We start from the raw sequence: 6000 nt of genomic DNA on the forward strand, positions 1-6000 counted from the left end.
CAGCGAGTATCTGCTTAAAGGGTGACACCAACTGGATTCTCCCCTTACGGAGCGCGGTATTGCACGGGCGGATCGCGTGGCTGAGTTCCTTCTGAGGCGCGTGCCGACTTTTTCGTCTGTGCCGACATGAGCGTGGTGATCAACGAGGTCAACACCATGCCTGGCTTTAGCGATATCAGCATGTACCCGAAGGCTATGGCCGCAAGCGGCGTGTCCTATTCTGAACTTGTCGACCTGTTGATCGAGCGTGGATTGGCGAGAGCCAAGCTGACTCACTAACAATTTTCCGGCGTTCCGTGCGGCAATCGCGCAATGCCACGCGCCCACGGCACAAATCCGAAAACGCTACGACCACCAAGATTGCCACTTCCCGTAGCAAAGATATCCGGCTAGGAGGGGTGCGCAGCAAATTGCGCTGTTTTTTCCTGGAGTTCCGCTTTGCCTTTGTAAACCCCGGTCTCGCTTGTCTCACCACGTACGCCCGATAGCGATCGTCGCTGTCGGATCGCAACTCAATGCGTTCGTCGAGGTGACGGTTCGAGACCGGAATGGCATTGCCGACCTGTCGCCGCATGATTGCTTGTGCGGATCGAACCATCACCAAAAAACGCTGCCAGACCGCGTCCCCTGAACGGGTGCTCAAACCGTCGTCTTGATGGGCTTCCAATCGGAAGAACCAGACGACACGTCTCACACATTCCTGGTCCAGTGGACCATCACGCCCAAGATCGCCCCGCGCCCCTGGCTCGCCTGCAACCGTTGCCGAACAACACGTCCATTCGAGACGAGCGGCAAGACGCGGCTCAATGCCAATGGTCGGCGGCTGGATGCCTGGCTGATCTATCGCTGCAGCAGTTGCGACAGCACCTGGAACCGCCCCATCTTCGAACGCCGCCACATCCGCGATATCGATCCGCACACGCTCAACGCGCTTCAGACCAATGACGAAGCCTGGATCGAGAAGGTTTCCTTCGATCTCGACGGCTTGCGCCGGGATGCGGGTCAGATCGAGGAGTTTGCCGAGGTTCGTGTGCAAAAGACGATTCTGAGCCCTGCCGTCGAATCATCCCTGCCTCTGGAGATCGTTCTTGATCTAGCGATGAAAACATCGCTGCGAACGGAGCGACTGCTATCCATGGAACTCGGCCTATCACGCAAGCGTATCGCCATGCTTGAAGAGGCAGGCCACCTCTCCACGGCACCATCGGGCAAGAACACGCTACGGCGATCGGTGAAGGATGAAATGCGCATCACCATCGATCTTGCCGGCGAAGCCGATCGCAATGCGATCCTCAGCCGCGCCGGGCCTTACTGCATGTTTCCTTAAATCGTAGCCGATTTAAGGATAAAACATGCAGAAATTCAAAGTGCTACAGCGACCTTTGCGCGTCTGATAAGACGCGCGGCCTGTAGCCGAAGATTGACTGTGGTCTTGGCCTCGATCAAAGCGCGAAGAGCACGATAACGATAGCAAAGAGGGCTCCGATGCCATCGGAGCCCTCTCCTCGCATTCATAATCTTCAGAACTTCACGCCGATGCCGATGGTGAATTGATGCTGGTCGAAATCGACGTTGTAGCCACCGATATCCTTGTCGCCATAGTCGTTGTAGCGATATTCGGCCCGACCGAACAGGCTGTCGGTGAAGGCGTAGTCCACGCCGGCACCGATCGTCCAGCCATTGAAGGTTTCCTTTTCCTTGGAAGCCCCAGGCACATCGACAAAGCCGCGCGTAATCGCCCAGCCGCCGGCCGCATAGACAAGTGCCTTGTCGTTGACGACGTAACCCAGACGTCCGCGGACGGAACCGGATACATCGGTTCCGACTTCCGGAGAGGCGCCGAAGATATCGAAGGTCTTGTCGTTCCAGTTATAGCTGACATCGCCTTCGATGCCATAGACCCAATCGCCTTGCTGGTAGTTGAAGCCGGCGAAGGCGCCGAGAAGGCCGCCATTGAAATCCTGTGAAGCGCTTCCGCCCGACGTACTGAAATCGCCATCGAGCCAGCCGCCACCACCTTGCAGACCGACATAACCGCCGGTCCAGACAAAGGTAGGCGCTGGTTCCACGAGTGGCGCCGGCTCGAGGTTTTCGGTGAGGTCGGCGGCCGATGCCACGGGCGCGAAGGCGGCGGCAGCAATGATTGCAACAAGCACATGCCTGATCATCACAGATGCCTCCTGTTGGTCCGATAGAAAGATTACCAACTTATGTAGGGCGCGTCTGCCGAAAAGGCTCGTTGCAGCGCAAGAATAATGAATTGCGCTTTTATATCAGTTGGTTGGAAACCGTTAAACGGACCAGTTCGGACACTGCGCGTGTCATCATCGGTTACCGACGATACGAGCGCCTTCGAGCCGATCTCCCGGCTTAATACCGAACCGTTTGACCGTTCCGGCATTGAGTTCCAGCACATAGGCAATCGGCTCACGCGAATCGATAATTGCCTCGGAAAACGGTACGGCATCCTGATGGATCGTCCGCACAGTACCGTTCTTGTCGATAAACAGCATGTCGAGCGCCAGATATGTGTTCTTCATCCACATCATCACCCGGCGCGTTTCGCCAAAATCGAACAACATCCCGTGATCGGGCGCCATCGAGCGGCGAAACATCAGCCCCTGCTCCCGCTGCTCGGCATCGATGGCAAGCTCCACGGTCAACTCGTGGATCTTGTTGTCGGCCGTCACCAACCGCATCTGGTCGGTGGTGAATTGCGCTTCCGCAAATGCAAAGGCAGCAAACAGCAGCACCGACAAAAAAAGCGCCGTGGCGGCGCTTCTTGCAGAAAGGGTTCGGGCCAGCGACATCAGTGCGAACGACTCGTCGGTGTTGGGCCGTCGGGATGGATCTCGGCCGCCATCAGGCCCTTTTCGCCATCGCCAAAACGCACGAGAACCACCTGGCCGGGGCGCAGCTCGGTCAGGCCGAAGCGACGCAGCGTTTCCATGTGAACGAAGATATCCTCCGTGCCCTCACCGCGCGTCAGGAAGCCGAAGCCCTTGGTCCGGTTGAACCACTTGACCAGAACACGCTCAAGGCCGCTCGTCGGCGTGACCTGCACGTGGGTTCTGATCGGCGGCAACTGCGAGGGATGAATGGCTGTCGACTGATCCATCGAGAGAATGCGGAAGGCCTGGTACCCACGGTCGCGCTTCTGGATGAGAGCCACGACCCGGGCCCCTTCGAGCACTGTCTGATAGCCGTCGCGCCGCAGGCAGGTCACGTGCACCAGCACATCCTGCATACCGTTGTCGGGCACGATGAAACCAAAGCCCTTTGCGACATCGAACCATTTGATCACGCCGGTGATTTCGACGAGGTCGAGGGCGTCGCTGCCAAAGTCGTCATCGTGCATGACGTCTTTTGAAGATGTCCTATCCGCCATTCTCTCCCAGCCCCTCGTTTACGCGCGACTACCGACTACGGTTAACTGATTCTTATTGACTAGAATAACATCGTCCCGCCGCTGATGCGCAAGACCCTCGGCCCATTTTGGCTTGGATCTAATGTAGGGACGCAGCCTTGCCTCTGGCTTGCTGGCAGATAAGTATACGCCATCTTCTTCGAAACAGGGACATTGCAATGCGTTATCTGCACACGATGGTTCGCGTCAAAAATCTGGACGAGGCCTTGAAGTTCTATTGCACCCTTTTCGGCCTCAGCGAAATCCGTCGCTACGAGAACGAAAAGGGCCGTTTCACGCTTGTCTTCCTGGCCGCCCCCGGCGACCTTGACCGGGCAAAGGGCGAACTCTCGCCGTGCCTCGAACTCACCTACAATTGGGATAGCGAAGATTATACAGGCGGCCGCAACTTCGGTCACCTGGCCTATGAGGTGGATGACATTTATGGCTTCTGCCAGCACCTGATGGACAACGGCGTGACCATCAACCGCCCGCCGCGCGACGGTCACATGGCCTTTGTGCGCTCGCCCGACGGCATTTCGATCGAAATCCTGCAGAGAGGCGAAAATCGACCCGCGCAGGAGCCCTGGGCCTCCATGGCCAACACCGGCGCCTGGTAAGCCTCGCGCAATTCTGGCCGCCGATGATGGACGTCTGCTGCCGGGAATTCCGGCTTGGCACAGTCGAGTGGCGGATCCGTTGAATTGATGAATGATCCGGGGCCCGGCACCGACACCGGGCCTTTGCATGCTGGGCGCATGCGGGCTCAAGGTTAGCGCCAGTTTACAAATCACGTATCGTTCAGTAACTTTCCGCGCGAAACGTTGATACGGGGTCCTATCCGCGATGTCTCGTGGCGACGCCCCCCTAACTGTATTTGGCCTAATCCTTCCCGCGGCGATCCGTTTGGTCCGCCGCGCGAAATTCGTGTTTGTTTGTTCTGGGCGATGTTTCGGAACTGAGACTTAATGCATGGAAAGGCGACGATCTCGCCGATCGTGCACGGAGAGCGGGGATAGGACGTTGCAACATTGGGAAACGAGGGGCGCGCTACTGGCAACTTTCAGCCGTGCCGCTGCGATATCGGTTTCGCTATTCGCCTTGAGCGGCTGTGTGTCGGCGGTTGCCGACAACGAGGCGGCGACAGCGCTCAAAGTCGAGGAAACGCAAGAAGCTCTGCAGGTCGCCGATTCGACCCGGGCCGGCGCGACCGTTCGCGACGCCCAGGTGTCGGCGGCTGGCGGCAACCCGCAGACAGCCCAGGGCAATAGCGCTCTTGCACAGGGTCAGGACCCCGCGCAACAGGGCGGGCCGCTGACCATGCAGAGCACGGGCCTGCGTGCGGCCTCCTCGAGCATCTATGGCCAGGCTCCGACCGCGGGCGCACAGCCGCAGGCGACGGGCTCCGTCCCGGCCACAGGCGCCGCCCAGCCGAGCATGAACGCGACGACGAACAGCCTCTTCAGCGGTAGCCAGGGACAGATCCAGCCTCAACCTCAGCCGCAACCCCAGCCGATCATCCAACCGCAGCAAGGCGCCGCGAACGACACCTCCGGCGCGCCGTCCGATACGGCAGTTATGGCCTATGCCGCTCCGGAAGGCGCCGCCCTTCCCGCCTCAGTACCGCTGCCCTTGAGCGCGCAAGCTGCTCTCGGCGGCAAGACATCGCGCGTGCTTCAGCCCGTACAGGCCGCTGAGCAGGCGCAGGCGCCAACAGACGTGGCCCAGACGGCGACCGCCACGCCGAACGCCAAGACCACCGAAAACGGCTCCAAGGAAGAACCCAAAACCTGGACCCTTGCGAGCCTCTTTGCCGGCAAACGCAAGGAGAAGCAGCAGCAGGAATCGGCGCGCGCAGCACAGCCGGCCGAGAAAAAGACCATCACAACCAGCAACGCGACCCAGCCACAGATGGCCTCGCTCGCCTATCAAGGCCTGCCCGGCGTCAAGATGAGCCCGCTGTTCAGCGTCGCGCACGAAGACCATGCAGCGGACGAAGAGGATGCACCTGTTCAGGTCGCCTCGCTTTCCGGCCTTGCCCGCCTGGCGCCAAGCGGCCTCATCCTGCAGACCGAAAAGGTGGACGCCGGCTGCTTCAAGCCGGAACTGATGCAGATGCTGAAGCAGGTGGAGACGCATTACGGCCGGCAAGTGATGGTGACCTCGGGCCTGCGTCCGATCAAGGTCAACCGCGCGAAGCAATCCCTTCATACGCGCTGCGAAGCGGCAGACATCCAGGTGAAGGGCGTCAGCAAGTGGGAGCTGGCAGATTTCCTGCGCAGCATTCCCGGGCGTGGCGGCGTGGGCACCTACTGCCACACGGAATCGGTTCATATCGACATCGGCGCCCAGCGCGATTGGAACTGGCGCTGCCGCCGCAGTAAGGGCTGAGCGCAAACCTTTGTTTCCATGGGCTAATCCGCAGGATCCGTCTATCTATTCGCGCCTATTGATTTTTTACAGAAAAATGAAAATTGCCGCTTGCGGTATTCAAAACGCCTGACTATAAGACGCCCACACAGCAAGTGCGCCCTTCGTCTATCGGTTAGGACACCAGATTTTCATTCTGGGAAGAGGGGTTCGACTCCCCTAGG

General features: G+C 59.2%; 6 protein-coding genes and 1 pseudogene. 4 read left to right on the plus strand and 3 right to left on the minus strand.

Annotated elements, in window-relative coordinates; genetic code table 11:
- Positions 1-96: 96 nt before the first annotated feature.
- Both ABIE33_RS26670 and ABIE33_RS26675 read left to right on the plus strand, forming a co-directional pair.
- A pseudogene (locus tag ABIE33_RS26670) lies at positions 97-279 on the plus strand (D-alanine--D-alanine ligase A); the annotation flags it as partial.
- Between the two features lie 376 nt (positions 280-655).
- Positions 656-1327, plus strand: coding sequence for a DUF1062 domain-containing protein (locus ABIE33_RS26675; RefSeq protein ID WP_429130797.1), 672 nt, complete (start codon positions 656-658; stop codon positions 1325-1327).
- Between the two features lie 193 nt (positions 1328-1520).
- Here the strand turns inward: ABIE33_RS26675 and ABIE33_RS26680 are convergent, their stop codons facing one another.
- The 3 genes from ABIE33_RS26680 to ABIE33_RS26690 all read right to left on the minus strand — a co-directional run bounded on the left by ABIE33_RS26680 (position 1521) and on the right by ABIE33_RS26690 (position 3388).
- Positions 1521-2168 carry an outer membrane protein gene (locus ABIE33_RS26680; protein WP_429130798.1) on the minus strand — a complete coding sequence of 216 codons (648 nt, stop codon included), beginning with the start codon at positions 2166-2168 and terminating at the stop codon, positions 1521-1523.
- 156 nt (positions 2169-2324) lie between these two features.
- The gene (locus ABIE33_RS26685) at positions 2325-2810 is read right to left on the minus strand and encodes a DUF192 domain-containing protein (RefSeq protein WP_429130799.1); all 486 of its coding nucleotides are present in this window, start codon (positions 2808-2810) and stop codon (positions 2325-2327) included.
- Positions 2810-3388 carry a cold-shock protein gene (locus ABIE33_RS26690; RefSeq protein ID WP_025426885.1) on the minus strand — a complete coding sequence of 193 codons (579 nt, stop codon included), beginning with the start codon at positions 3386-3388 and terminating at the stop codon, positions 2810-2812. Before ABIE33_RS26690 ends, ABIE33_RS26685 begins: the two co-directional genes overlap by 1 nt.
- A 197-nt stretch (positions 3389-3585) precedes the next feature.
- On the opposite strand from ABIE33_RS26690, the gene ABIE33_RS26695 reads away from it, so the two are divergent.
- Both ABIE33_RS26695 and ABIE33_RS26700 read left to right on the plus strand, forming a co-directional pair.
- Positions 3586-4026: a VOC family protein gene (locus ABIE33_RS26695; protein WP_429130800.1), complete on the plus strand. Its 441-nt coding sequence runs from the start codon at positions 3586-3588 to the stop codon at positions 4024-4026.
- Positions 4027-4429: 403 nt separating this feature from the next.
- Positions 4430-5797: a D-Ala-D-Ala carboxypeptidase family metallohydrolase gene (locus tag ABIE33_RS26700; protein ID WP_429130801.1), complete on the plus strand. Its 1368-nt coding sequence runs from the start codon at positions 4430-4432 to the stop codon at positions 5795-5797.
- The last annotated feature ends 203 nt before the right edge of the window (positions 5798-6000 follow it).

Source organism: Ensifer sp. 4252, assembly GCF_050434565.1.
Lineage (GTDB): Bacteria > Pseudomonadota > Alphaproteobacteria > Rhizobiales > Rhizobiaceae > Ensifer.

What these genes read in the sequence shown, in the direction of transcription:
- ABIE33_RS26675 (WP_429130797.1), top strand. Translation starts at nt 656, where the DNA reads ATGGGCTTCCAATCGGAAGAACCAGACGACACGTCTCACACATTCCTG.
- ABIE33_RS26680 (WP_429130798.1), bottom strand. Translation starts at nt 2,168, where the DNA reads ATGATCAGGCATGTGCTTGTTGCAATCATTGCTGCCGCCGCCTTCGCG.
- ABIE33_RS26685 (WP_429130799.1), bottom strand. Translation starts at nt 2,810, where the DNA reads ATGTCGCTGGCCCGAACCCTTTCTGCAAGAAGCGCCGCCACGGCGCTT.
- ABIE33_RS26690 (WP_025426885.1), bottom strand. Translation starts at nt 3,388, where the DNA reads ATGGCGGATAGGACATCTTCAAAAGACGTCATGCACGATGACGACTTT.
- ABIE33_RS26695 (WP_429130800.1), top strand. Translation starts at nt 3,586, where the DNA reads ATGCGTTATCTGCACACGATGGTTCGCGTCAAAAATCTGGACGAGGCC.